Source organism: Variovorax sp. MPBD4-3 (genome assembly GCF_058809745.1).
The window spans coordinates 96,845-119,811 of record NZ_JBXASW010000005.1; the positions used below are offsets into that span (position 1 = coordinate 96,845).

General features: G+C 66.5%; 21 protein-coding genes. 16 read left to right on the forward strand and 5 right to left on the reverse strand.

From position 1 onward, the window contains the following. The 6 genes from nuoL to AC1RVW_RS04520 are packed head-to-tail and all read left to right on the forward strand — an operon-like array spanning position 1 to position 6,447. Positions 1-2,031: an NADH-quinone oxidoreductase subunit L gene (gene nuoL / locus AC1RVW_RS04495; protein WP_106934981.1), complete on the forward strand. Its 2,031-nt coding sequence runs from the start codon at positions 1-3 to the stop codon at positions 2,029-2,031. 25 nt (positions 2,032-2,056) lie between these two features. Further along, positions 2,057-3,535, forward strand: coding sequence for an NADH-quinone oxidoreductase subunit M (locus AC1RVW_RS04500; protein WP_081266583.1), 1,479 nt, complete (start codon positions 2,057-2,059; stop codon positions 3,533-3,535). A 24-nt stretch (positions 3,536-3,559) separates the two neighbouring features. Continuing rightward, complete coding sequence (gene nuoN, locus AC1RVW_RS04505) at positions 3,560-5,047, forward strand: NADH-quinone oxidoreductase subunit NuoN (protein ID WP_106934980.1); 1,488 nt, start codon at positions 3,560-3,562, stop codon at positions 5,045-5,047. A 15-nt stretch (positions 5,048-5,062) separates the two neighbouring features. Continuing rightward, entirely contained in the window at positions 5,063-5,368 is a 306-nt protein-coding gene (locus tag AC1RVW_RS04510) for a DUF2818 family protein (protein WP_285412388.1), read from the forward strand. Between the two features lie 7 nt (positions 5,369-5,375). Continuing rightward, complete coding sequence (locus AC1RVW_RS04515) at positions 5,376-5,987, forward strand: NUDIX domain-containing protein (RefSeq protein WP_285412387.1); 612 nt, start codon at positions 5,376-5,378, stop codon at positions 5,985-5,987. A 7-nt stretch (positions 5,988-5,994) separates the two neighbouring features. Continuing rightward, positions 5,995-6,447, forward strand: a complete 453-nt coding sequence (locus AC1RVW_RS04520; protein ID WP_493198262.1) for a DUF1178 family protein — start codon at positions 5,995-5,997, stop codon at positions 6,445-6,447. 16 nt (positions 6,448-6,463) lie between these two features. Here the strand turns inward: AC1RVW_RS04520 and AC1RVW_RS04525 are convergent, their stop codons facing one another. Next, the gene (locus AC1RVW_RS04525; protein WP_081266588.1) at positions 6,464-8,248 is read right to left on the reverse strand and encodes an ABC transporter transmembrane domain-containing protein; all 1,785 of its coding nucleotides are present in this window, start codon (positions 8,246-8,248) and stop codon (positions 6,464-6,466) included. A gap of 76 nt (positions 8,249-8,324) precedes the next feature. On the opposite strand from AC1RVW_RS04525, the gene AC1RVW_RS04530 reads away from it, so the two are divergent. Genes AC1RVW_RS04530 through AC1RVW_RS04545 form a run of 4 tightly spaced genes read left to right on the forward strand, consistent with a single transcriptional unit; the run spans position 8,325 to position 13,294 of the window. Then, complete coding sequence (locus tag AC1RVW_RS04530) at positions 8,325-8,861, forward strand: MarR family winged helix-turn-helix transcriptional regulator (protein WP_285412467.1); 537 nt, start codon at positions 8,325-8,327, stop codon at positions 8,859-8,861. Further along, entirely contained in the window at positions 8,854-10,326 is a 1,473-nt protein-coding gene (locus AC1RVW_RS04535; protein WP_493198264.1) for an efflux transporter outer membrane subunit, read from the forward strand. The genes AC1RVW_RS04530 and AC1RVW_RS04535 overlap by 8 nt, the downstream gene beginning before the upstream one ends. 38 nt (positions 10,327-10,364) lie before the next feature. Further along, complete coding sequence (locus tag AC1RVW_RS04540; protein WP_081266591.1) at positions 10,365-11,681, forward strand: HlyD family secretion protein; 1,317 nt, start codon at positions 10,365-10,367, stop codon at positions 11,679-11,681. 50 nt (positions 11,682-11,731) lie between these two features. Next, positions 11,732-13,294, forward strand: coding sequence for a DHA2 family efflux MFS transporter permease subunit (locus AC1RVW_RS04545; protein WP_081266592.1), 1,563 nt, complete (start codon positions 11,732-11,734; stop codon positions 13,292-13,294). 52 nt (positions 13,295-13,346) lie between these two features. Here the strand turns inward: AC1RVW_RS04545 and AC1RVW_RS04550 are convergent, their stop codons facing one another. Beyond that, a complete protein-coding gene (locus AC1RVW_RS04550) occupies positions 13,347-14,555 on the reverse strand; it encodes an AGE family epimerase/isomerase (protein ID WP_493198266.1) in 1,209 nt (402 codons plus the stop codon). A 268-nt stretch (positions 14,556-14,823) separates the two neighbouring features. Between AC1RVW_RS04550 and AC1RVW_RS04555 the strand changes: the two genes are divergently transcribed. From AC1RVW_RS04555 to AC1RVW_RS04580, 6 genes are all read left to right on the forward strand, one after another. After that, entirely contained in the window at positions 14,824-15,594 is a 771-nt protein-coding gene (locus tag AC1RVW_RS04555; RefSeq protein WP_081266594.1) for an ABC transporter ATP-binding protein, read from the forward strand. 1 nt (position 15,595) lies between these two features. Beyond that, on the forward strand, positions 15,596-16,303 hold the full coding sequence (locus AC1RVW_RS04560) for an ABC transporter ATP-binding protein (protein WP_081266595.1): 708 nt from the start codon (positions 15,596-15,598) through the stop codon (positions 16,301-16,303). Between the two features lie 147 nt (positions 16,304-16,450). After that, positions 16,451-17,650, forward strand: coding sequence for an ABC transporter substrate-binding protein (locus AC1RVW_RS04565; protein ID WP_081266596.1), 1,200 nt, complete (start codon positions 16,451-16,453; stop codon positions 17,648-17,650). Between the two features lie 130 nt (positions 17,651-17,780). Then, the gene (locus AC1RVW_RS04570) at positions 17,781-18,974 is read left to right on the forward strand and encodes an ABC transporter substrate-binding protein (RefSeq protein ID WP_285412379.1); all 1,194 of its coding nucleotides are present in this window, start codon (positions 17,781-17,783) and stop codon (positions 18,972-18,974) included. A 136-nt stretch (positions 18,975-19,110) separates the two neighbouring features. After that, entirely contained in the window at positions 19,111-19,986 is an 876-nt protein-coding gene (locus tag AC1RVW_RS04575; protein ID WP_081266598.1) for a branched-chain amino acid ABC transporter permease, read from the forward strand. A gap of 10 nt (positions 19,987-19,996) precedes the next feature. Continuing rightward, the gene (locus AC1RVW_RS04580; protein ID WP_172839792.1) at positions 19,997-20,989 is read left to right on the forward strand and encodes a branched-chain amino acid ABC transporter permease; all 993 of its coding nucleotides are present in this window, start codon (positions 19,997-19,999) and stop codon (positions 20,987-20,989) included. A gap of 71 nt (positions 20,990-21,060) precedes the next feature. On the opposite strand, the gene AC1RVW_RS04585 is transcribed toward AC1RVW_RS04580, so the two are convergent. The 3 genes from AC1RVW_RS04585 to AC1RVW_RS04595 form a co-directional block, all read right to left on the reverse strand. Then, positions 21,061-21,516, reverse strand: coding sequence for a YXWGXW repeat-containing protein (locus tag AC1RVW_RS04585; RefSeq protein WP_285412378.1), 456 nt, complete (start codon positions 21,514-21,516; stop codon positions 21,061-21,063). A gap of 91 nt (positions 21,517-21,607) precedes the next feature. Then, a complete protein-coding gene (locus AC1RVW_RS04590; protein ID WP_493198271.1) occupies positions 21,608-22,681 on the reverse strand; it encodes a lipocalin-like domain-containing protein in 1,074 nt (357 codons plus the stop codon). Beyond that, a complete protein-coding gene (locus tag AC1RVW_RS04595) occupies positions 22,681-22,902 on the reverse strand; it encodes a hypothetical protein (protein ID WP_493198273.1) in 222 nt (73 codons plus the stop codon). The genes AC1RVW_RS04590 and AC1RVW_RS04595 overlap by 1 nt, the downstream gene beginning before the upstream one ends. Positions 22,903-22,967 lie beyond the last annotated feature (65 nt).

Here is a 22,967-nt window from a genome sequence, read left to right on the forward strand (position 1 = left end):
ATGAGCGCAACCCTTTCCGCATCCACCTTGCTGGCCGTGCCCCTGGCACCCCTGGTCGGCGCAGCCATTGCCGGCCTGTTCGGCACCAAGTTCGGCGGCAATCACATCGGCCGCAAGGTCACGCATTCGCTGACCATCCTGGGCGTGCTGGTCGCCTTCATCATCTCGGCCATGACGCTCAAGAGCGTGATCGTCGACGGTGCCCGCTTCAACGCCACCCTCTACGAGTGGATGGTCGTGGGCGGCCTGAAGATGGAAGTCGGCTTCATGGTCGACGGCCTCACCGCCATGATGATGTGCGTCGTGACCTTCGTGTCGCTGATGGTCCACATCTACACCATCGGCTACATGGAAGAAGACGACGGCTACAACCGCTTCTTCGCGTACATCTCGCTGTTCACCTTCTCGATGCTGATGCTCGTCATGAGCAACAACATGCTCCAGCTGTTCTTCGGCTGGGAAGCAGTGGGCCTGGTGTCGTACCTGCTGATCGGTTTCTGGTTCAACAAGCCGACCGCGATATTCGCGAACATGAAGGCCTTCCTGGTCAACCGCGTGGGCGACTTCGGCTTCATCCTGGGCATCGGCCTGATCGCCGCCTACGCCGGCACGCTGAACTACACCGAAGCCTTCGCCAAGGCAGGCACGCTGGCCGGCATCACGTTCCCGGGCACCGAGTGGATGCTCATCACCGTGATCTGCATCTGCCTGTTCATCGGCGCGATGGGCAAGAGCGCGCAGTTCCCGCTGCACGTGTGGCTGCCCGACTCGATGGAAGGCCCGACGCCCATCTCGGCGCTGATCCACGCGGCAACCATGGTGACCGCCGGCATCTTCATGGTGGCGCGCATGTCGCCGCTGTTCGAGCTGAGCGACACGGCACTGAGCTTCATCCTCGTGATCGGCGCCATCACCGCGCTGTTCATGGGCTTCCTGGGCATCATCCAGAACGACATCAAGCGCGTGGTCGCGTATTCGACGCTGTCGCAGCTCGGCTACATGACGGTGGCGCTGGGTGCCTCGGCCTACTCGGTCGCGGTGTTCCACCTGATGACGCACGCGTTCTTCAAGGCGCTGCTGTTCCTGGGTGCCGGCTCGGTGATCATCGGCATGCACCACAACCAGGACATCCGCTGGATGGGCGGCGTGCGCAAGTACATGCCCATCACCTGGATCACCTCGTTGCTGGGTTCGCTCGCGCTGATCGGCACGCCGTTCTTCGCCGGCTTCTACTCCAAGGACAGCATCATCGAAGCGGTGCACGAAAGCCACCTGTGGGGCGCGAACTTCGCGTACTACGCGGTGCTGGCCGGCGTGTTCATCACGGCGTTCTATTCGTTCCGCATGTACTTCCTGGTCTTCCATGGCAAGGAACGCTACGACCAGAACCCCGACGCGCACCATGACGACCATGCGCACGACGACCACGGCCATGGCCACCACGACCACAAGCCGCACGAGTCGCCCTGGGTCGTCTGGCTGCCGCTGGTGCTGCTGGCCATCCCGTCGGTGGTGATCGGCTTCATGACGATCGAGCCGATGCTGTTCGGCGAGTTCTTCAAGAACGCGATCTTCGTGGACGGTGCCAAGCACCATGCCATGAAGGAGCTGGAAGAGGGCTTCCACGGTCCGGTGGCCATGGCCATCCACGGCCTGACGACGGCGCCGTTCTGGCTGGCGCTGGCCGGCGTGGTCCTGTCTTGGTACATGTACATGATCAACCCGGCGCTGCCGGCCGCCATCAAGCGTGCCTTCGGCCCGATCTACCGCCTGCTCGAGAACAAGTACTACATGGACTGGTTCAACGAGAACGTCATCGCCCGCGCCACCCGTGCCCTCGGCACCGGCCTGTGGAAGGGCGGCGACCAGGCCCTGATCGACGGCGCCGTCGTGAACGGCTCGTGGAAAGTGATCGGCCGGATTTCGGGTGTGGTGCGCTGGATGCAGTCGGGCTACATCTATCACTACGCCTTCGCGATGCTGCTCGGCATCTTCGTCCTGATGACGTACTTCGTCTGGTTCAAACGCTGAGCCTAAGCGCTGGAGAAAAAGAAAAATGGGTTTGTTGAGCCTTGCCATCTGGGTGCCGATCGCATTCGGCGCCGTGCTGCTGGCGTTTGGCCGTGACGAGCACGCCAGGGGCGTCCGTTGGGTCGCGCTCGTCGGTGCCATCGTGAGCTTCCTGGTCACGGTGCCGCTGTTCACGCGCTTCCAGAACGGAACCGCTGCCATGCAGTTCGTCGAGAAGACGAGCTGGATCTCGCGCTTCAACGTCAACTACCACCTCGGGGTCGACGGCTTGTCGCTCTGGCTGGTGCTGCTGACGTCGTTCATCACGGTCATCGTCGTCATTTCCGCCTGGGAAGTGATCACCGAGCGCGTGAACCAGTACATGGGCGCGTTCCTGATCCTGTCGGGCTTCATGATCGGCGTGTTCGCCGCGCTCGACGGCGTGCTGTTCTACGTGTTCTTCGAAGCCACGCTGATCCCGATGTACCTGATCATCGGTATCTGGGGCGGCCCGAACAAGATCTACGCGGCGTTCAAGTTCTTCCTGTACACCTTGCTCGGCTCGCTGCTGATGCTGGTGGCGCTGATCTTCCTGTACAACAAGTCGGGCGGCAGCTTCGACATCCTGGCCTGGCACAAGCTGCCGCTGGGTTCGACCGCGCAGACCTTCCTGTTCTTTGCCTTCTTCGCGGCCTTCGCCGTGAAGGTGCCGATGTGGCCGGTGCACACCTGGCTGCCCGACGTGCACGTCGAGGCGCCCACCGGCGGCTCCGCCGTGCTGGCCGCGATCATGCTGAAGCTGGGTGCCTACGGTTTCCTGCGCTTCTCGATGCCGATCGCTCCCGACGCCTCGCACGAATGGGCCTGGCTCATGATCGCGCTGTCGCTGATCGCGGTGATCTACGTGGGCCTGGTCGCGCTGGTGCAGCAGGACATGAAGAAGCTGGTGGCTTATTCGTCGGTCGCCCACATGGGCTTCGTGACGCTCGGCTTCTTCATCTTCAACGAGCTGGGCGTGTCCGGCGGCATCGTGCAGATGATTGCGCACGGCTTCGTGTCGGGCGCCATGTTCCTGGGCATCGGCGTGCTGTACGACCGCGTGCACTCGCGCCAGATCGCCGACTACGGCGGCGTGGTCAACACCATGCCCAAGTTCGCCGCGTTCGCGCTGCTGTTCGCCATGGCCAATTGCGGCCTGCCGGGCACCGCCGGTTTCGTGGGCGAGTGGATGGTGATCCTGGGTGCCGTCAAGGCCAACTTCTGGATCGGCCTTGGCGCCGCCACCGCACTGATCTTCGGCGCGGCCTACACCCTCTGGATGTACAAGCGCGTGTACCTCGGCCCGGTCGGCAACGACCACGTCAAGGAACTCAAGGACATCAATGCCCGCGAATTCCTGATGCTGGCCCTGCTGGCAATTGCCGTGCTGTGGATGGGCCTGTATCCGAAGCCCTTCACCGATGCAATGGATGCCTCGGTGACCGAGCTCCTGCGCCACGTGGCAGTTTCCAAGCTGCCCTCCTGATGCCACGCTGAAGAAGAGAACGAGATGATTGACAAAATCAGCTGGGTCACGATCTACCCTGAAATCGTGTTGCTGGTCATGACCTGCATCATTGCACTGGTCGACCTGTCGGACACGAGCCCGCGCCGTACCCGCACCTATGTGCTGACGCTGCTCACGCTGGCCGTGGTCGCTGTGCTGTCGGGCCTCCAGGCCCACGACGGCAAGACCGCCTACGGTTTCGGCGGCATGGTCGTCAGCGACCCGATGGGCAACTGGCTCAAGTGCTTCGCCACCGTTGCCTTGATGGTCACGCTGGTCTACGGCCGTCCCTATGCGGGCGACCGCGAGATGCTGCGCGGCGGCGAGCTCTTCACCATCAGCATGTTCGCGCTGCTGGGCATGTTCGTGATGATCTCGGGCAGCAACTTCCTGCTGATCTACCTGGGCCTCGAACTGCTCACGCTGTCGAGCTATGCGCTGGTGGCGCTGCGCCGCGACAACGCGGTGGCCAGCGAAGCCGCCATGAAGTACTTCGTGCTCGGCGCGATGGCCAGCGGTTTCCTGCTGTATGGCCTGTCGATGATGTACGGCGCGACCGGCTCGCTCGACGTCAACGAAGTCTTCAAGACCATCGCGAGCGGCAAGGTGAACCACCAGGTGCTGGTGTTCGGCCTGGTGTTCATCGTTGCCGGCCTGGCATTCAAGGTGGGCGCTGCGCCGTTCCACATGTGGGTGCCCGACGTCTACCAGGGCGCACCGACCGCGATCACGCTGCTGATCGGCGCCGCGCCTGAACTGGCTGCCTTCGCCATCATCATCCGCCTGCTGGTCGACGCGCTGCAGCCGCTGGCCATCGACTGGCAGCAGATGCTGGCCGTGCTCGCCATCGCTTCGCTGCTGGTCGGCAACCTGGCCGCCATCGCGCAGAGCAACCTGAAGCGCATGCTGGCGTATTCGACGATCTCGCAGATGGGCTTCATGCTCCTCGGCCTGGTCGCCGGCTCGGACCAGCAGGGCACCTACAACGCCCAGTACGCCTACAGCGCCTCGATGTTCTACATCGTGACCTACGTGCTGACCACGCTGGCGAGCTTCGGCATCATCCTGCTGCTGGCACGCGAAGGCTTCGAGAGCGAAGAGATCACCGATCTCGCCGGCCTCAACCAGCGCAGCCCGCTGTACGCAGGCGTGATGGCCATCGCGATGTTCTCGCTGGCAGGCTTGCCGCCGCTGGTCGGGTTCTACGCCAAGCTGGCGGTGCTGCAGGCGCTGATCGCCTCGGGCCACGCCATCTACATCGGGCTGGCGGTGTTCGCGGTGATGATGTCGCTGATCGGCGCGTTCTACTACCTGCGCGTGGTCAAGGTCATGTACTTCGACGCACCGGTCACGGCCACCACCGTGTCGGCACCGCGCGACGTGCGCACCGTGCTCACCATCAACGGCGCGCTGATCCTGATCCTGGGCATCGTGCCCGGCGGACTGATGACGCTCTGCTACGACGCGATCGTGGCCACGCTGGCCCACTGACGCGGCCGACCTCGGGTGTCGCAAACCGCGTCTGTCTGGGTCGTGTTGCTGGTGGCCCTCGTGGCCGCCAACCTGCCGTTCTTCAACGACCGCCTGTTCGGCGTCGTGCCGCTGTCGACGAATGCCAAGTCGCTCGCGGTGCGCCTCGCCGAACTGGTGGTCTTGTACTTTCTGGCTGGTGGCATCGGGCTGCTGTTCGAGCGCAGGGCAGGGCAGATCGCGGCGCAGGGCTGGGAGTTCTATGCGGTGACGGGCTCGCTGTTCATCGTGCTCGCCTTTCCGGGGTTCACCTGGCGCTACCTGATGAAACACAGGCACTGAGGACGACATGACGACTGCATCTTCCACTTCCGATTCGCACCTGAGGGAAGAGCTCACGAAGAGCGAAGACCTCTTCAAGGGCAATTTCCTCAAGGCCAAGCGCGACACCATCCGCCTGCCCGACGGCAATACCGCCACGCGCGAATACGTGGTGCACCCCGGCGCGGTGGTGGTGATTCCGATGCTGGACGACGGCCGGGTGGTGCTCGAGCGCCAGTTCCGCTACCCCGTCGGCCACGTGATGGTCGAGTTCCCGGCCGGCAAGCTCGATGCGGGCGAAGACCCCTTCGTCTGCGGCAAGCGCGAACTGCTCGAGGAAACCGGCTACACCGCGCGCGAATGGGCGCATGCGGGCGCCATGCACCTGGCGGTGGCGTACTCGACGGAAATCATCCACATCTATTTCGCGCGCGGCCTTTCGCTCGGCGAACGCCAGCTCGACCACGGCGAGTTCCTCGACGTGTTCACGGCCACGCCCGAAGAGCTGGCCGGCTGGTGCCGCGACGGCACCGTCACCGATGCCAAGACGCTGACCTGCACCCTTTGGCTGCAGAACGTCATTTCGGGCGCATGGGCACTGGACTGGACGGCCCTGGGCTCCCAAGGCGGCGCGGGATAATCCGCGCATGAAGGTTCTCGATCTCCGCTGCGCACACGGCCATGGCTTCGAAGGCTGGTTCGCGTCCAACGAAGCCTTCGACAGCCAACTGGCGAGCGGGCTGGTCGAATGCCCGGTCTGCGGCGACACCGCCATCGTCAAGCTGCTGAGCGCGCCGCGCCTGAACCTGGGCAATGCCAAGGCGCCGGAAGCCGCGGCGCCCGCGGCTGTCGCCCCGAACGCCCCCGCCGACCTCTCGCCCGAAGCCCGCTGGATGCGCGCCGTGCGCGAGGTGCTGGCCAAGACCGAAGACGTCGGCGAGCGCTTTGCCGACGAGGCCCGCAAGATGCACTACGGCGAAACCCGCGAGCGCGGCATCCGCGGGCAGGCGACGCCCGAGCAGACGGAAGCGCTGCTCGACGAGGGCATCTCGGTGATGGCGCTGCCGATTCCCGCCGCGCTGAAGGAAACGCTGCAGTAGCAGCCAAGCGGCCTGCTCAGGCCGTGAACTGCAGCGCCGCGAGGCGCGCATACACGCCGCCTTGTGCCACCAGGGTCGCGTGCGTTCCCTGTTCGACGATGCCGCCGTGGTCCAGCACGATGATGCGGTCGGCTTTCTGCACCGTTGCCAGCCTGTGCGCGATTACCAACGTCGTGCGGCCTTCCATGGCCGACTCGAGCGCGGCTTGCACCATGCGCTCGCTCTCCGCGTCGAGCGCGCTCGTGGCTTCGTCGAGCAGCAGCAGCGGCGGATTCTTGAGCATGGCCCGCGCGATCGCGATGCGCTGGCGCTGCCCGCCCGACAGGCGCACGCCGCGTTCGCCGAGGAATGTGTCGTAGCCCTCGGGCAGCGCCTGCAGGAAGTCGTGGGCGAAAGCGGCGCGGGCGGCCGCGTGCACTTCTTCGGCGGTGGCTTCGGGGCGGCCATAGCGGATATTCTCGAAAGCGCTGGCCGAGAAGATCACCGCATCCTGCGGAACCAAGCCGATGCGGGTGCGCAGGTCGGGCAGGGCGAGCGACGCCAGCGGCGCGCCGTCGAGCACCAGCCGGCCGGACTGCGGGTCGTAATAGCGCAGCAGCAGCTGGAACACCGTGCTCTTGCCGGCGCCGCTCGAGCCGACCAGCGCCACTGTTTCGCCCGGCGCAATGTCGAGGCTGAAGTCGCGCAGCGCCGGCGTGCCCGGCCGCGAGGGGTAATGGAAGGTCACCGCGTCGAAGCGGATGGCGCTGCCGGCGGCGGGCACCGGCGTGACCGCCGGGTTGGCCGGGGAGACGATGGCGGCGGGCGCATGCAGCAGCTCCATCAGGCGCTCGGTGGCGCCGGCTGCGCGCAGCAGGTCGCCGTAGACCTCGCCGAGCACCGCGGTGGCGCTGGCAAGAATCGCGACGTACACGACCGTCTGGCCCAGGTGGCCGGCCGTGATGTCGCCGCGCAGCACCGCCTGCGTGCCCTGGTACAGGCCCCAGAGCAGCGCTGCCGAGGTGGCGATGATGATGAACGCCACCAGCACGGAGCGCGCCTTGGTGCGGCGCACCGCAGTGCGGAAGGCGTTTTCGGTCGAGCCGTTGAAGCGCGAGGCTTCGCGGTCCTCGGCCGTGTAGCTCTGCACCACCGGAATCGCGTTCAGCACCTCGGCGGCGATGGCGCTCGAATCGGCCACGCGGTCCTGGCTGGCGCGCGACAGCTTGCGCACGCGGCGGCCGAACCACATGCTCGGCAGCACCACCAGCACCAGGATGCCCAGCACCTGCACCATCACATAAGGATTGGTCCAGACCAGCACCGCCAGCGCGCCCACGCCCATGACCGCGTTGCGCAAGCCCATGCTGAGCGAGGAGCCGACGACCGTCTGGACCAGCGTGGTGTCCGCCGTGAGGCGCGACAGCACCTCGCCGGTCTGCGTGGTCTCGAAGAACGCCGGGCTCTGCTTCAGCACGTGCCCGTAGACCGCGTTGCGGATGTCCGCGGTGACGCGCTCGCCCAGCCAGCTCACCGTGTAGAAGCGCGCGGCGGAGAAAAGACCCAGCGCCACGGCCACGGCGAAGAGGGCGCCGAAGTGGTCGCGCAGCGCCATCGTCTGCGCGCCCTTGTCGGGGTTGACGAAGCCTCCGTCAATCAGACTGCGCAAGGCAATAGGGAAAGCCAGCGTAGTGACCGCCGCCATCACCAGAAACACCCCCGCCAGGACGATCTGGACCCGGTAGGGGCGAAGAAAAGGGCTCAGGCCCGACAGCGACCGGGGCGAGCCCTTGGCCATGGAAGACGGAGGGGTAGAAGCCATGGGGCGATTCTACCGAACCCTTGCCCCTACAAAGGCGGCCTTGACAATAATTGCCTCGGCAGCTAATATTTTGGGCATGAGCGATGCAAACACCCCAGAAGCCGCGCCGGCCTCCGCCGACGCAGAGCGTCGCCCGCCTGTTTTCTACCGAGCGGAGACGTACTTGACCGAAGACAGCATCGGCTATCTGATGCGCCGCATCGTGACGGCAGTAGGGCAGGCAGTGGAAACCCGCATGTGCGAGCCCGGCGGGCCGACCTATCCGCAATGGGTGCCGCTGTACAAGTTGCACGTCGGCGCCGCCACCACCGTGGCCGAACTGGCCCGCGCCTGCGAGCTCGACACCGGCGCCATGACGCGCCTGCTCGACCGCCTCGAAGCCAAGGGCCTCTGCCGCCGCGTGCGTTCGCTGGAAGACCGCCGCGTCGTCAACATCGAACTCACCGACGAAGGCCGTGCCGCCGCCAAGGAAGTGCCGTACGTCCTCAGCCGCGTGCAGAACGAACATCTTGCAGGTTTCACAACCGAGGAATGGGAGCAGCTCAAGGGTTACCTGCGCCGCATCCTCGACAACGCACAGGCTCTCGCAGCCCGTGGAGATAAAAATGACTGATTCCCTCGCCGTGCGCGCGCTGCGTCGCACTCCCGTCGTGGCTGCCGCGCTGCTGGTGGTCGCATTGGCAGGCTGCGCCGACATGGCCGGCATCGGCTCGCAGGCCAAGCTGCGCGACGCGTCGTCGCTGGGCATCGCCCCCGACAGCGCCGCGGTGCCGGTTTCCCGCCTCGACAGCCAATGGTGGCTCGCCTTCGGCGATCCGCAGCTCAACGCGCTCATCGACCAGGCCGTGGCCGGCAACCCCAACCTGCAGGTCGCGCAGGCCCGCCTCGCACGTGCGCAGGCTTCCGCCGACATCGCCGGCGCCGCTCTCAAGCCCAAGGTCAACGGCGAGCTCGACCTGAACCGCCAGAAGTTCAACAGCAACTACATCTACCCGGCACCGCTGGGCGGCTCGATCCAGAACATCGGCCTGCTGCAGCTCGGTGCGAGCTGGGAGCTCGACTTCTTCGGCAAGAACCGCAGCGCGCTCGACACCGCCATCGGCGCTGCCAACGCCGCCGCCGCCGATGCCGACGCGGCCCGCGTGCTGCTCGCGAGCAACGTGGCGCGCAGCTACTTCCAGTGGGCCCGACTGAACGACCAGCTCACCGTGGCCAGGCGCACCCTGGCGCAACGCGACGAAACGCTCCGGCTCGTGCGCGACCGCGTCTCCGCCGGCCTCGACACCAGCCTCGAACTGCGCCAGAGCGAAGGCGGCCTGCCCGAAGCCCGCCAGCAGATCGAATCGCTCAACGAGCAGATCGCGCTGCAGCAGCATGCGCTCGACGCGCTCGTGGCCCAGCCCAACGTGTCGCAGTCGCTCAAGCCGCCGCTGCTGGGCGAGGTCAAGCCCATTGCACTGCAGGCGAACATTCCGGCCGACCTGCTGGGCCGCCGCGCCGACATCGCCGCCGCTCGGTGGCGCGTGGAGGCCGCCACCAGCGACGTGGCCAATGCCAAGACGCTGTTCTATCCCAACGTCAACCTCACGGCGTTTGCCGGCTTCCAGGCGCTGGGCTTCGGCAAGCTGCTGAAGTCGGGCAGCGAGCAGTGGGGCGTGGGCCCCGCCATCAGCCTGCCGATCTTCGAAGGCGGCAAGCTGCGCGCCAACCTGCGCGGCAAGTCGGCCGACCTCGACGTGGCCATCGAAAGCTACAACGCCGCCGTGATCGACGCGGTGCGCGACGCAGCCGACCAGGTGACGAGCGCGCAGTCGATCGCACGCCAGCAGGCCGAACAGCGCGCCGCGCAGACCGCGGCCGAAGGCGCCTACGACATCGCCGTGCAGCGCTACCGCGCGGGCCTCGGCAACTACCTCAACGTGCTGACTGCGGAAACCTCCGTGCTGCAGCAACGCCGCCTGGCGGTCGACCTCGCCGCGCGCGCGCTCGACACGCAGGTGGCGCTGGCCCGCGCGCTGGGTGGCGGCTGGCAGCAGCCTTCCACCACCACGGCTGCAGCCCCGGCCGCGCAGAACTGAACAGACCTGATTCATTCGTCTTCGGAAAGAACTTCATCATGAGCGATAACAACACTCCGACGCCCGCTGCAGCCGCAGCTCCCGCCGCTGCGGAGGCGCCTGCCAGCAACGGCAAGCGCCGCCGCGCACTCACCGCGCTTGCCGCGGTGGTCATCGTCGCCGGCGGCGGCTGGGGCCTCTACGAATGGCTGGTCGCCAGCCACTACGAGGACACCGACAACGCCTACGTGTCGGGCAACGTGATCCAGATCACCCCGCAGATCGGCGGCACCGTCATGGCCATCAACGCCGACGACACCGACTTCGTGAAGGCCGGCCAGCCGCTGGTGCAGCTCGACCCGGCCGACGCCAAGGTGGCGCTCGAGCAGGCCGAGGCCGCGCTCGCGCAGGCCGTGCGCCAGGTGCGCACGCTGTACGCCAACAACGGCTCGCTGGCCGCGCAGGTCACGCTGCGCCAGTCCGACATCGTGAAGGCGCAGAGCGACGTCGCCAAGGCGCAGGACGACCTGCAGCGCCGCCGCGCGCTGTCGGGCAACGGCGCCGTGTCGAAGGAAGAACTCAACCACGCCGAGACGCAGCTCGACACCGCCAGGAGCCAGCTCGCAGCGGCGCAGGCCGGCGTGGTCGCCGCCAAGGAAGCGCTGGTCAGCAACCAGTCGCTGACCGAAGGCACCAGCGTGGCCCAGCACCCCAGCGTGCTGGCCGCCGCCGCCAAGGTGCGCGAGGCCTACCTCGCCACGCAGCGCGTGGCCATGCCCGCGCCGGTCGACGGCTACGTCGCCAAGCGCACCGTGCAGCTCGGCCAGCGCGTGGCCGCAGGCACGCCGATGATGTCGATCGTGCCGCTCAACCAGCTGTGGGTCGACGCCAACTTCAAGGAAGTGCAGCTGCGCAACATCCGCATCGACCAGCCCGTGAAGCTCACCGCCGACGTCTACGGCAAGAAGGTCGAGTACACCGGCAAGGTGGCCGGCCTGGGCGTGGGCACCGGCAGCGCCTTTGCGCTGCTGCCCGCGCAGAACGCCACCGGCAACTGGATCAAGGTGGTGCAGCGCGTGCCCGTTCGCATCGCGCTCGACCCGGAACAGCTGAAGGCCAACCCGCTGCGCATCGGCCTGTCGATGGACGCCGAGATCGACATCTCGTCCAAGAGCGGCAAGATGCTGGCCGACGCGCCGCGCCCTGCCGCGCTGGTGCAGACGCAGGTCTACAGCCAGCTCGACCGCGGCGCCGACGCCGAAGTGGACCGCATCGTCTCGGCCAACCTCGGCCGCGGCGCGCCCGCCACGGCCGCGTCACCGGCCAAGGCCGCGCCCGCCGGTGCATCGGTGGCCGTGCAAGGCCAGCCGGGCTGATCGCCCGCGCGGCCTTCTTCAGGTAATCAGCTCAGTTCGCGCGACCCGCAATGGCCACCGCTGCTCCTGCTTACATTGCGCATCCGCCGCTCGAGGGCGCAGCCCGCGTCTGGGGCACGGTCGCGCTGTCTGCGGCAACTTTCATGAACGTGCTCGATTCGTCGATCGCGAACGTGTCGTTGCCTGCCATCTCGGGCGACCTGGGCGTGAGCACCACGCAAGGCACCTGGGTCATCACCAGCTTCGCGGTGGCCAACGCCATCGCGGTGCCGCTCACCGGCTTCATGACGCAGCGCTTCGGGCAGGTGCGCCTGTTCATGGCGAGCGTGATCCTGTTCATGGTCGCCTCGCTGCTGTGCGGCCTGGCGCCCAACATGACGACGCTGATCGCGTTCCGCGCGCTGCAGGGCTTCGTCGCGGGGCCGATGATCCCGCTGTCGCAGACGCTGCTGCTGTCGAGCTATCCGCGCGCCAAGGCGGGCCTGGCGATGGCCATGTGGTCGATGACCACGCTGGTCGCGCCGGTGATGGGGCCGCTGCTGGGCGGCTGGATCACCGACAACATCTCGTGGCCGTGGATCTTCTACATCAACATCCCCGTGGGCATCGTCGCGGCGGCCATCACCTGGGCGCTGTACCGCAAGCGCGAGAGCAGCACGCACAGGGTGCCGATCGACGCCATCGGCCTCGCGCTGCTGGTGCTGTGGGTGGGCTCGCTGCAGCTGATGCTCGACAAGGGCAAGGAGCTCGACTGGTTCCACTCGGCGCAGATCGTGACGCTGGCGGTGGTGGCCGTGGTCGGTTTCGCGTTCTTCCTGGTCTGGGAGCTGACCGACAAGCACCCGGTGGTCGACCTGTCGCTGTTCAAGCGCCGCAACTTCTGGTCCGGCGCCGTGGCAACGGCCGTGGCCTACGGCCTGTTCTTCGGCAACGTGGTGCTGCTGCCTCTGTGGCTGCAGCAGTGGATGGGCTACACCGCCACGCAGGCGGGGATGATCATGGCGCCCGTGGGGCTGCTGGCGATCTTCTTCTCGCCGGTGGTGGGCCTCACGGTGGCCAAGATCGACCCTCGGCGGTACGCGACCTTCTCGTTCCTGGTGTTCGCGCTGGTGCTGTGGATGCGGTCGAACTTCAACACCCAGGCCGACTTCGTCACCATCATCATCCCGACGGTGATCCAGGGCATCGCGATGGCGTTCTTCTTCATCCCGCTGGTGACCATCACGCTGTCGGGCCTCACGCCGGACCGCATCCCGGCCGCGTCGGGGTTGTCCAACTTCCTGCGGATCACGGCGGGGGCGATGGGCACGTCGATCACCACCACGCTGTGGGAAAACCGCGCGGCGCTGCATCACTCGCAGCTGTCCGAGGCGGTGAACCAGGGCAACAACGCGGCGACCAATGCGATGTCGGGCCTGGCGAGCAGCGGCTTCAGCACCGAGCAGGTGCTGGGCCAACTGAACCGCATCGTCGACCAGCAGTCGTTCATGCTGGCCACGAACGACATCTTCTATGCGTCGGCGATCCTGTTCCTGCTGCTGATCCCGCTGGTGTGGCTTGCAAGGCCGCAGAAGGGCGGCGCGGGCGGCGACGCCGCAGCCGGCGCGCACTGACGCGCATGCAACCCACCGACCCCCAGGCTTCGCCAAGAAGACCTGGGGGTTTTTACTTGGCGGAGGTCTTCAGTGCGCGCAGCACGTCGTAGCAGGCGCCCATGGTGTGATAGTCGGTCTTGCCGGCCGGGCTCTTCTCGTCGTTGATCTTCTTGTTGCGCGGCGAGAGGATGCGATACCAGGCGCCGTGGCGGTGGTCGACGAAGTGCTCCCAGCTGTACGCCCAGATGCTGTCGTACCAGTCCCAGTAGCCCGATTCGCCGGTGCGCACCGCCAGCAGCGCGGCTGCCGCGAAGCTCTCTGCCTGCACCCAGAAATACTTGTCGCCGTCGCACACGGTGCCGTCGGGCGCGAAGCCGTAGACCAGCCCGCCGTTGTCCGCGTCCCAGCCGCGGAACATGGCGGTGTCGAAGAAGTGCTGCGCGCGCGGCAGTATCCAGTCGGCCTTGCGGCCGGCAGCGGCAAGGTGGCGCTCCAGCTGCAGCAGCAGCTTGGCCCATTCCGTCAGGTGGCCGGTCTGGAAGCCCCAGGGCCTGAAGATGTTGGTCTTGTCGTCGCGGTTGTAGTCCCAGTCGATCGACCAGTCCTCGCGGTAGTGCTCCCACACCAGCCCGTCCGCCAGCGCGGCCTGCCGGCCGGTGATGGATTCCGCCAGCACCAGCGCGCGGTCGAGGTAGCGGGTGTCGTGCGTGGCCTCGTAGGCGGCCAGCATCGCCTCGCAGGCATGCATGTTGGCGTTCTGCCCGCGGTAGGCGCCCACGCGCCAGTCGGCCGTGGCCTCGTCGGCGTAGAGCTGGTGGCGCGGCTCCCAGAAGTGCCGTTCCATCAGGTCCCAGGTGTGGACGAGCCCTGCATGGGCCTCTTCGATGCCGGCCATCAGCGCATGGGAATGCGCCAGCAGCACGAAGGCCAGCCCGTAGCAATGGCAGGTGCTGTCCTGCACCGTGGCGCGCTGCTGGTGCCAGTCGATCTGCCACGCATAGCCGCCGCCGGGTTGCGCGTGGCCGCTCTGCAGGAAGGCCAGCCCGTGCCGCGCCGCCGCCAGGTGCGCCGGGTTGCCGAAGTGCCGGTATGCCATCGCGTTGTTGAAGACGAAGCGCGTGCTGCTCACCAGGTGCCGCGTGCGCGTGTCGTACACCGTGCCGTCGTCCTTGTAGAAATGGAAGAAGCCGCCCGAGGCGTCGATGCAGCGCGGCTCGTAGAACGACAGCGTGTGCAGCACGTGATCGGTCAGGAAGTCGGGAGAGCGGAAATTCAGCATGTTCGCCTCAGTCTACGCAGCGCCCCGCGAACCCCGCTCGGGGTTTCCCGCAGAGGTCTTAGTGTTGCCAGGATGCGCTTTGTCGCTGCAACGACAGTCGCTGATCGGGCCGTTGCGCCGCCCTGCGCAGGTTGCACTGCAGCATAGGCATTTGCCCCAGTATCCAAGCGCAGGGCGCCCACCAACAATCAGGCCGCGCTCGATGGTGGCGCATTGAGATGGACCGCATGACCCACTTTATCTTTACGCACCTGGGCGACACCGCGAGATGAGCGACGTCATCCTCGAAACACGCCAGCTCACCAAGGAGTTCAAAGGGTTCACCGCGGTCAGCAAGGTCAACCTGTCGGTGGTGCGCGGCTCGATCCATGCGCTCATCGGCCCCAACGGCGCCGGCAAGACGACCTGCTTCAACCTGCTCACGAAGTTCCTCGAGCCGACCACCGGCACGATCCTCTTCAACGGGCAGGACATCACGCGCGAGCGACCGGCGCAGATCGCGCGGCGCGGCATCATCCGCTCGTTCCAGATCTCGGCCGTGTTCCCGCATCTCACGCTGCTGGAGAACGTGCGGCTCGGCCTGCAGCGCCGGCTCGGCACCTCGTACCACTTCTGGAAGAGCGAGAAGTCGCTCAAGCCATTGGATGCCAGGGCCCGCGAACTGCTGGCTGAAGTCGGCCTGGAAGAACTGGCTGACGAGCAGACCGTGAACCTGCCCTACGGCCGCAAGCGCGCGCTGGAGATCGCGACCACGCTGGCCATGGAACCCGAACTCATGCTGCTGGACGAGCCCACGCAGGGCATGGGCCATGAAGACGTGCACCGCGTGGCCGAGCTCATCAAGCGCGTGTCGGCAGGGCGCACGATCCTGATGGTGGAGCACAACATGAGCGTGGTCTCGACCATCGCCGACACCATCACCGTGCTCCAGCGCGGCGCGGTGCTGGCCGAGGGGCCGTACGCCGAAGTCTCGAAGAACCCGCAGGTGATGGAAGCCTACATGGGCACCACCGACGGCGAAATGCAAGGTGCCCACTGACATGACCGCCGCACTCGAAATCAAGGGCCTGCAAGCCTGGTACGGCGAATCGCACGTGCTGCACGGCGTCGACATGGTCGTGCAGCCGGGCGAAGTCGTCACGCTGCTGGGCCGCAACGGCGCGGGCCGCACCACCACGCTGCGCGCCATCATGGGCCTGACCGGCGCGCGCAAGGGCAGCATCGAGGTCAACGGCAAAGAGACCATCGGCATGCCGACGCACCGCATCGCGCACCTGGGCATCGGCTACTGCCCGGAAGAGCGCGGCATCTTCGCCAGCCTTTCGTGCGAGGAAAACCTGATGCTGCCGCCCGAGCTGAAGGGAGCGGGGCAGGGCATGTCGGTCGACGAGATCTACACCATGTTCCCCAACCTGGCCGAGCGCCGCCACAGCCAGGGCACGCGCCTGTCGGGCGGCGAGCAGCAGATGCTGGCCGTGGCGCGCATCCTGCGCACCGGCGCCAAGCTGCTGCTGCTCGACGAGATTTCAGAAGGCCTGGCGCCGGTCATCGTGCAGGCGCTGGCCCGCATGATCACCACGCTGCGCGCCAAGGGCTACACCATCGTCATGGTGGAGCAGAACTTCCGCTTTGCCGCGCCGCTGGCCGACCGCTTCTACGTGATGGAGCACGGCCGCATCGCGCTGACCTTCGGCGCGGCGGAGCTCGAAGCCAGGATGCCGGTACTCACCGAGTTGCTCGGCGTCTAGCATGAAGCCCACCCCCAGTCTTCGCGCACTTCGTGTCGCTTCGCCAACCCCCTTGCAGGGGGCGACACCGGTGGCCCGGCAGAGCCGGTTCCACGGTGTCCCCGGACAAACACCAGGCAATCACCCGTCCTTCAAGGAGACAACAGCATGAACAAAAAGAAACTCGGCCTCATCGCAACCGCGGTCGGCATCCTCGCAATGAGCGCGGGCGCCGTGCAGGCGCAGGAAAAAGTGAAGATCGGCTTCGTCACCGACCTGTCGAGCCTGTATGCCGACCTCGAAGGCAAGGGCGGTGCCACCGCCATCCAGATGGCCATCGACGACTTCGGCGGCAAGGTGCTGGGCCAGCCCATCGAGCTGCTGACGGCCGACCACCAGAACAAGGCCGACATCGCCGCCTCCAAGGCGCGCGAGTGGATCGACACCGCCGGCGTGACCATGGTCTTCGGCGGCACCAACTCGGGCGTGGCGCTGGCCACCGCCAAGGTGGCGGAAGAGAAGAAGCGCGTGTACTTCAACAACGGCGCCGGCAGCTCGGTGCTCACCAACGAGCAGTGCAGCCCGTACACCATCCACTACGCCTACGACACCGTGGCGCTGGCCAAGGGCACGGGCGCGGCGGTGGTCGATCGCGGCGGCAAGAGCTGGTTCTTCCTGACGGCGGACTACGCCTTCGGCCATGCGCTCGAAGCCGACACCACCAAGGTCGTGAAGGAGAAGGGCGGCACCGTGGTGGGCGCCGTGCGCCATCCGCTGAACGCGTCGGACTTCTCGTCCTTCCTGCTGCAGGCGCAGAACTCCAAGGCGCAGATCCTGGGCCTGGCCAACGCCGGTGGCGACACCATCAACTCGATCAAGGCGGCCAAGGAATTCGGCATCAACAAGACCATGAAGACCGCCGGCCTGCTGGTCTTCCTGAGCGACATCCACAGCCTGGGCCTGAAGAACACCGAAGGCCTGCTGCACACCACCAGCTGGTACTGGGACCTGAACGACGAGTCGCGCAAGTTCGCCAACCGCTTCTTCGAGAAGACCAAGCGCATGCCGACCGATGTGCAGGCCGCCGACTACTCGGCCACCATGACCTACCTGAAGGCCGTGGCCGCCGCCAAGACCACCGACTCCGACAAGGTGATGGCGCAGCTCAAGAGCATGAAGATCGACGACTTCTACGGCAAGGGCCAGATCCGCGCCGACGGCAGCTTCATCCACGACATGTACCTGGTCGAAGTGAAGTCGCCCGCCGAGTCGAAGAAGCCTTGGGACTACCTGAAGGTGCTCAAGACGCTGCCGGGCGACCAGGTCTTCACCACGAAGGCCGAGACCAAGTGCGCCCTCTGGAAGTAATGCTCGCCCCCAGGCTGCGCGCACTTCGTGTCGCTTCGCCTACCCCCTACCGGGGGCGGGCCGGCCGCTTCGGGCGGCCGTGCGCGGCGGCCCCCACGACTTTCCGTTTCCTCACTGGAGTCTGATGATCATGAAAAAGACAGCTGTGTTCTCGGCCGTTTCGCTTGCCATCGCGTTGGCCGCCGGCGCCGTGCAGGCGCAGGAGAAGGTCAAGATCGGTTTCATCACCGACATGTCGAGCCTCTACGCGGACGTGGAGGGCAAGAACGGTGCTCTCGCGATCCAGATGGCCATCGACGACTTCGGCGGCAAGGTCAACGGCATGCCCATCGAGCTGCTGCAGGCCGACCACCAGAACAAGGCCGACATCGCCGCCTCCAAGGCGCGCGAGTGGATCGACACGCAGGGCCTGACGATGCTGTTCGGCGGCACCAGCTCGGGCACCGGCCTGGCCATGGCCAAGGTGGCGCAGGAGAAGAAGCGCGTGTTCGTGGTGAACGGCGCGGGCAGCTCGGCGCTCACCAACGAGCAGTGCAGCCCGTACACCGTGCACTACGCCTACGACACCGTGGCGCTGGCCAAGGGCACCGGCAGCGCCGTCATTGCGCGCGGCGACAAGAGCTGGTTCTTCCTGACGGCCGACTATGCCTTCGGACAGGCGCTGGAAGCCGATGCCTCCAAGGTCGTGAAAGAGAAGGGCGGCACCGTGGTGGGCAGCGTGAAGCATCCGCTGAACACGTCGGACTTCTCTTCGTTCCTGCTGCAGGCGCAGAACTCCAAGGCCCAGGTGCTGGCGCTCGCGAACGCGGGCGGCGACACCCAGAACGCGATCAAGGCGGCCAGGGAGTTCGGCATCACCAAGACCATGAAGATGGTCGGCCTGCTGGTGTTCGTGACCGACGTGCACAGCCTGGGCCTGAAGAACACCGAAGGCCTGCTGCTGACGACCAGCTGGGACTGGAACCTCGACGACAAGACGCGCGCCTTCGGCAAGCGCTTCTTCGAGAAGACCAAGCGCATGCCCACCGACATCCAGGCCGCCGACTACTCGGCCACCATGACCTACCTGAAGGCCGTGCAGGCCGCCAAGACCGTCGATGCCGACGCGGTGATGGCGCAGATCAAGAAGACGCCCATCGACGACTTCTACGCCAAGGGCTACGTGCGCGAGGACGGCCGTTTCGTGCACGACATGTACCTGGTGCAGGTGAAGTCGCCGGCCGAATCCAAGCAGCCGTGGGACTACTACAAGGTGGTCCAGAAGCTGAAGGGTGAAGAGGTCTTCACCACCAAGGCCGAAAGCAAGTGCGCGTTGTGGAAGTAACCCCCCCAGGCTGCGCGCACTGCGTGTCGCTTCGCCAACCCCCCTTTGCAAAGGGGGCTGGCCGGCCGCTTCGGGCGGCCGTGCGCGGCGGCCCCCGCGAGAAAGAAGAAACGGCCAGAGGCTTGCTGATACGTCTATGAATATTTCCCTACCCGGCCTGCTGAGCCAGCTCCTCCTGGGGCTGGTCAACGGCTCGTTCTATGCCATCCTGAGCCTCGGGCTGGCGGTGATCTTCGGCCTGCTCAACGTCATCAACTTCGCGCACGGCGCGCTGTTCATGCTCGGTGCCGTCCTGACGTGGATGGCGATGGAGTATCTCGGCATCAACTACTGGGTGATGCTGATCGCGGCCCCCATCGTCATCGGCATCTTCGGCGTGCTGATCGAGCGGCTGCTGCTGCGCTGGATCTACAAGCTCGACCATCTCTACGGCCTGCTGCTTACGCTCGGCCTCACGCTGCTGATCGAAGGCGTGTTCCGCTCGGTCTACGGTGTGTCGGGCCTGCCCTACGACGCGCCCGATGCGCTCTCCAGCGCCACCGACCTCGGTTTCATGGTGCTGCCCAACTACCGCGCCTGGGTGGTGGTGGCGTCGCTCGTGGTGTGCTTCGCCACCTGGTACGTGATCGAGAAGACCCGCCTGGGCGCCTACCTGCGCGCGGGCACTGAAAACCCTCGCCTAGTGGAAGCCTTCGGCGTCAACGTGCCGCTGATGATCACGCTGACCTACGCCTTCGGCTGCGCGCTCGCCGCCTTCGCCGGCGTGCTGGCCGCGCCGGTCATCCAGGTGTCGCCGCTGATGGGACAGAACCTCATCATCGTGGTGTTCGCGGTGGTCGTGATCGGCGGCATGGGCTCGATCATGGGCGCCATCCTCACCGGCCTGGGCCTTGGCGTGATCGAGGGGTTCACCAAGGTCTTCTATCCGGAAGCTTCTTCCACGGTCGTGTTCGTGATCATGGTCATCGTGCTGCTGATTCGCCCCGCCGGCCTGTTCGGCAAAGAAAAATAAGGCGGACGGCATGAACATGAAAAAGATATCCACCGTCGTCTACGCGCTGCTGGTGCTCGCACTGGTGCTGGCGCCGTTCTTCGGCGCCTACCCGGTGTTCGTGATGAAGCTCATGTGCTTCGCGCTGTTCGCCGCGGCCTTCAACCTGCTGCTGGGGTTCACGGGGCTGCTGTCCTTCGGGCACGCGGCGTTCCTCGGCGGCTCCGCGTACGTCGCGGGCCATGCGATGAAGGTCTGGGGCCTCACCCCCGAGCTGGGCCTGGTCGCGGGTACGCTCACCGGTGCGTTCCTGGGCTGGATCTTCGGCGTGCTGGCCATCCGCCGGCAGGGCATCTACTTCGCGATGATCACGCTGGCGCTCGCGCAGATGATGTTCTTCGTCGCGCTGCAGGCCAAGTTCACCGGCGGCGAAGACGGCCTGCAGGGCGTGCCGCGCGGCAAGCTCTTCGGCCTGATCGACCTGTCGAGCGACCTCACGATGTACTACGTGGCGCTGGTGATCGTGGTGGCCGCGTTCCTGCTGATCGTGCGCACCATCCACTCGCCGTTCGGCCAGGTGCTCAAGGGCATCAAGGAGAACGAGCCGCGCGCGCTCTCGCTGGGCTACGACGTGAGCCGCTTCAAGCTGCTGGCCTTCGTGATCTCGGCCGCGCTGTCGGGCCTGGCGGGTTCGCTCAAGACGCTGGTGCTGGGTTTCGCCACGCTGTCGGACGTGCACTGGACCGCCTCGGGCCAGGTCATCCTGATGACGCTGGTGGGTGGCCTGGGCACGCTGTCGGGCCCGCTGGTGGGCTCGGCCGTTGTGGTGCTGCTGGAAAACAAGATCGGCGAACTCGGCAACTTCCTGGCGCGCATCACCACCATCGACTGGTTCAACACGCTGGGCGAATCGGTGACCATGGTCACCGGCCTTATCTTCGTGATCTGCGTGCTGGCGTTCCGCAAGGGGATCATGGGGGAGATCATTGCGTTCATCGAGCGGCGCAAGGGGCGGGTCAAGTAGCCGCCGCAGGCAAAGAAAAAGGGAGCCTCGGCTCCCTTTCTTCATGGCGGCCACGGGCCCGGGCTTGCGGATCAGCAGTTGCCCTTCTTCGCCTGGCCGGGCGGGCAGAAGTCGCGTTCGCGCTCATGCCAATGGTCGCGGTCGTGGCGGCGGCCGTGATCCTCGTTCCACTCGCGCTCCCGGCGTGCTTCGCGGTAGGCCTCGCGCCGGCGCCAATCGCCTTCGGCCCAGCGCCAGCCGCCGCGGTCCTCGATCCAGCGTCCCGGAGCGTAGGCATAGCCCGCGCGCTCGGGCTGCCAGCCGCCCGGGCGCCATGCGTAGGCACGCCCGTCCCAGGCCCAGCGGCCCGGCACCCAGACGAAACCGCCGCGCGGCGGTGGCAGCGGCTCGTAGCGCGGCGGCGGCGGGGGCGCCATCACCAGACCGGGCACATTGATGTTGACCGAGACCTGCGCATTGGCCGCCAGCGGGCTCGCGAGGATGCAAAGGGCGCCGGCCATGGCCAGTGCTGCGAATCGGATCTTCATGGTGGGGTCCTTTGTTTTGGATGGTTGTCGACATTTTCCCAACGCGGTCGGGAATGGTTCGGTTGTCGGTGTCTGCTCGGGGCTACAACAGTTACAGCTTCAGCGGCGCCGCGTAGCCCGTCATCTCGAGGTAGCCGCGCCCCAAGCGCCGCCCCTGTGCATCGAGCAGATCGCTCAGGCCTTCCCAATAGACGCCACCGGTCGAGCCGCGGCTGTCCAGCTCCTGGTCGTCGAGCAGCGCGCGCACCTCGAAACCGCCCGCTGGCGTCTGCATGCGCCACTGCGTAGGGTATTTGGCCTGCGTGCGCGGGCTTTCCCACGTCTTGAGGCTTTCGAAGCGCACTTCGTCGTTCTTGAAGATGCGCGCCACGCCGTCGCGCGGACGGAACGAGCCGCCGGCCCACAGAGCGCTGCCGTCGGCGCGGCGCAGGTGGAACGCGGTGAGGGCGCTGCCGTCGTCGAGGTTCATGCCTATCCAGTCCCAGCCGACGGCCTCGGGGTGCATCAGCGCTTCGCTCCATTCGTGGTCCAGCCACGCGGCGCCGTTCACTTCGAAGGACTGGCCCTTGAGCGCCAGCTTGCCCTGCGCCTTGAGCTGCGGCTCGCTGTAGTAGTAGCTGGCTTGCGATTCTTCCGGCCCCTTGCGCGAAAGGCCGGCATTGCCTTGCAGCAGCACCGGCTGCGTCGGCGTGAAGCGCAGGTCGAGTGAAAACTCGCCGGCCGGAATTCGCGCGACATAGATGCCGCCTTCCCGCGCCAGCGACCAGTCGCGGATGCGCACGTCGGTGTCGGCCTCGCTGGCCTGCGCCACGCCGAAGCCCGCGCGTGCGATGCGCTGGTCGTGCAGCAGCACGCGGCCTTCGAGGTCGGTGACGGCCGCATGCGCGAACACGAGGTTCTTCGCGGCGAAGGCCGAGCGCATGCCCTGCGTGGCCTCGACGCGCGAACGGAAGAAGGTCACCTGGAAGCCGAACTCGCGACCGGCTGCCGTCTTCGCATGGCCGGTGATGTACCACCACTCGGTGTGCAGGTCGGGGTGGCTTCCGAAATCGCGCGGGAACTGCAGCGTTCTGGGCGGCAGCGCCCACGCGGCGGGTGCGGCGCTCAAGGCTGCCATCAGCAGCGCGCGGCGCGACAGCAGGAAGGGCGAGGGAGCCATCGTCATCACGCAGCCGCTGGCGCGTCGACGTGTCGCTGCGCCGGCGCCATGTCGGCGGTTTCGCCGCGCACCCACGCCACCGGAGCGAGGCTAGGCACTTCGACCAAGCGATCGGCCAGCGTGCGTATGAAGCCGGGCTCCGCGCGCGGACGGCCGATGCCCTCGCTGCGGCGGATGGCGCTCTCGAGCCATGCGTTGCACGACGAGGAAGAGGGGGTTTGCTGCATATCGGACTCAGTCTACAAGTCAGGGCTGGCGTGCGGCGTAGGCGACGGGAGCAAGCCGGCCCCTC